This is a genomic window from Polaromonas sp. P1_E1_2 (assembly GCF_056406035.1).
The window spans coordinates 1-3052 of record NZ_JBFUAZ010000519.1; the positions used below are offsets into that span (position 1 = coordinate 1).

Here is a 3052-nt window from a genome sequence, read left to right on the forward strand (position 1 = left end):
ACATGATGGTGCTGATCTACCAAGGCGGGCCTTTCAAGCATGAAAAGGACGGCGTGGTGTTTGGGAACCGGGAACGACTTCTACCGGCTCAAAGTCGCGGTTACTACCGTGAATACACCGTCAGAACGCCCGGTGAGCGCAGCCGGGGAGCCCGGCGCATCGTTTGTGGTGGCTTGAAACCTGTCGCACCTGATGCCTGTTATTACACCGACGATCACTATGCGAGTTTTCGCAAAATCGTTCAATAAATTGAACTGTGATCGTTATTTTGAGTTTTTGACTTAAGAGAAAGAGTAGCGGAGATGGATACACCACTTCGTCGGGACAACGAAACGCCTTTGCGCAAGGACGGTGAAACGCCCTTGCGCGGCGTACGTCCCAATATCGTTCAATCCATACGGGCCTTCCGGGTGCAAGACCTGCAGGATGCCGCGACACATTTAAACCAGCATTTCCTGTACGCCAACCTGGGCAACGCCCAGAGCAAGCAGGACGTGCTGGACATGATTGCGGCGCAGTACACCTTTCCGGCGCATTTCGGCAAAAACTTCGACGCACTGTACGACTGCATGACGGACCTGGTCCACAAGTCAGGCCCGCAGCCCGGCTTTATTGTCGTGCTCGAGCAAATTCCGGCCAACGCCAAATTTGACAAGGAAGCGCGCGAGCAGTTGCTCGACATCTTCCGGGATGCCTCTGATTACTGGGCGGATCGCAAGATACCGTTCAGATGTTTCTATTCTTTTCTGTAGCCCGCTCCCCAGACATTGGCCAAGGGGATCGGGCGAATGAGGCCCAGCAAGCAACCGCGGAAGGCGAAGAAGTCATGCCGACCGACAAATTGGTAGACGTGTCGCCACTGGCGTTGCGCATGAGCAGCCCGTTTAATGCGGGTTACTGGCTGGCAGCTGCCTGAAAAAAGGCACGCTGTCCGGTTCACAAAAGGCCCGCTTGTTGCGGGCTTTTTTTCGCCAGGCCGGAAGTTAAAGACAACGGCCGCATCCGACGGCGCCGCGACTTAAAACATGTAGTAAAGAATGCGGTGAAAATATTTGCTGATATCAATCGGGATGCGCACCAGCATCAGCTGAAGACGCGCGATGCCGGACAATCGCGGTCGAACCCGATGGCCGATTTGCGTGTCGGTTCCCGCCTGGCGGACCGGATAGGGCAACAAGGCATAGGTATTGATACCGTGTAAATGCCTCGCCTCCATAAAGTCGTCAACGGCCATGTAAAACCGCGCTGATCGCCGTATCAACTCCGCGGCCTCCAGCGGTCCCAGCACATAAGCCGCCGCGCCGGAAGGGTCACCCCAATACTTTGCGTACGGTGTGTCGCCGATGAATTTGTGCCGTTTCTCAAAAACGCCTGCGAGCCTGACCATTGGATACGGTGCCAATTCAAGCTGGGCGAGCAACGCCGTACTTAGCGTTGGAATTAATACGTCATCTTCCAGCACCAGGCATTTTCCGCCCTCGGCCAGCACTGCTCTCCAGGCATCCCGATGCGCGAGAAAACAGCCGACCTCCCCCGGCGACATGCTGTAACCATAACGAATCAGGCGCGCACTTTCGCTGTAACCAACCTCGGCCAGCCGTCCTGGGTCGACTCGCACACCATCAATCAGGCTATAGCGCAGCCCCAGCGCCATCATTTGCCGGTCAATAGTCGCTCGCCTGGTGGTCGCCTCGGGAAGTGAGATGACAAATATCTTCATATCAGGTGTACCGACAGCTAATTGCGCAGTTGCGCTACGCTCCGCGCCAGGGCCACATACTCGGTCACCCCGACTTCTTCAGCGCGTCGCTTGACATCAAACTGCCCGCCAAAACCGTGGCTGTCSAGCCACTTTCCCAAGGTGTGACGCAGCAACTTGCGGCGCTGGCTAAAGGCGACCTGCACCAGCTCACTCAGGAGTTTGACGTCCAGCGCCACAGGCGCTGCATGCGGCACCATGCGCACCACGGCGCTATCGACCCGCGGCGGCGGATCGAAACTGTGCGGCGGCACGAACAGCACATTTTCCATCGCGTAGCGCCACTGCAGCATCACGCTGAGCCGGCCATAATCGCTGGTAGCTGGCACCGCCACCATCCGGTCTATCACTTCTTTTTGCAACATGAAGTGCTGGTCTTCTATGACCTCCACGGCATCCAGCAAATGAAACAGGATGGGTGTAGAGATGTTGTAGGGGAGATTGCCGACCACCCGAAGTTTTTGCCCTTCGGCACAGGCCGTTCGCGCCAGCTGGCGGACATCCACTTTCAACACGTCGGACTCAACCACGGCAAGCTGGGGGTGCAATCGCAACTGACGGGCAAGATCGCGGTCCAGCTCAATGACCGTCAAGTGCCCCACCCGTTCAACCAGGGGTTGGGTCAGCGCAGCCAATCCAGGCCCGATCTCCACCATGGCCTGTCCTGGACGTGGAGCAATCGCCTGCACAATCCCCTCAATGACGCCTTGATCCGTCAGGAAATGCTGGCCAAAACGCTTGCGCGGAATATGTTTCACATTGGGGGCGACCTAAAGCCGCCAGACTGGCATACAAACAAGGCTGCCGTTTCTTGGAGAAGTCACCCGGAAAGTTGACCCGCCCACGCAGCGCGAATGGAACCTTAAGGAAGGCCTGAGGCGATCTTCACAGCTGCGGTGCGTCACGGTACTCCACATAGGCGCGGCCCCGAATCTCCTGGATCCACAGTGCATAGGCTTCGTTTTGCTTTTTCTCGCGCAGCACACCGCGTGCCATCTCCCGCTGTTCACGTTGCGATAGCTGGGTCTCGCGGCGTTCAAGTACCTGAATAAGATGGACGCCAAAACGGGATACCAAGGGATCCGAGACCTGATTGGGTGCCAGCCCGTTCATGACTTTCTCGAACTCAGGCACAAACATGCCGGTGCTTGCCCAGCCGAGGTCACCGCCTTCCTTTGCGGAGGCATCGTCGCTGTTCTCACGTGCGAGTGCCGCGAAATCAGCCTGCCCGGCCTGGATGCGTCTTTTAAAACCCGCCAGCTTCTCCACCGCGGCGGCTTCACTGAGCTGTGG

General features: G+C 57.4%; 5 protein-coding genes. 2 read left to right on the forward strand and 3 right to left on the reverse strand.

Annotated elements, in window-relative coordinates; all coding sequences use genetic code 11:
• The coding region (locus AC1D1P_RS19170) for a guanyl-specific ribonuclease (RefSeq protein WP_477674065.1) at nt 1-248 on the forward strand (248 nt) is incomplete at its 5' end.
• A gap of 54 nt (nt 249-302) precedes the next feature.
• On the forward strand, nt 303-752 hold the full coding sequence (locus AC1D1P_RS19175; RefSeq protein ID WP_348050784.1) for a barstar family protein: 450 nt from the start codon (nt 303-305) through the stop codon (nt 750-752).
• A gap of 266 nt (nt 753-1018) precedes the next feature.
• On the opposite strand, the gene AC1D1P_RS19180 is transcribed toward AC1D1P_RS19175, so the two are convergent.
• The 3 genes from AC1D1P_RS19180 to AC1D1P_RS19190 all read right to left on the reverse strand — a co-directional run.
• Entirely contained in the window at nt 1019-1720 is a 702-nt protein-coding gene (locus AC1D1P_RS19180) for a glycosyltransferase family 25 protein (RefSeq protein ID WP_477674066.1), read from the reverse strand.
• 17 nt (nt 1721-1737) lie between these two features.
• Nucleotides 1738-2517 (reverse strand): 16S rRNA (adenine(1518)-N(6)/adenine(1519)-N(6))-dimethyltransferase RsmA, encoded by a 780-nt coding sequence (rsmA, locus tag AC1D1P_RS19185; protein ID WP_477670465.1) that lies wholly within the window; start codon nt 2515-2517, stop codon nt 1738-1740.
• Between the two features lie 127 nt (nt 2518-2644).
• A partial coding sequence (locus AC1D1P_RS19190; protein ID WP_477674067.1) for a peptidylprolyl isomerase occupies nt 2645-3052 on the reverse strand: 408 nt, incomplete at its 5' end.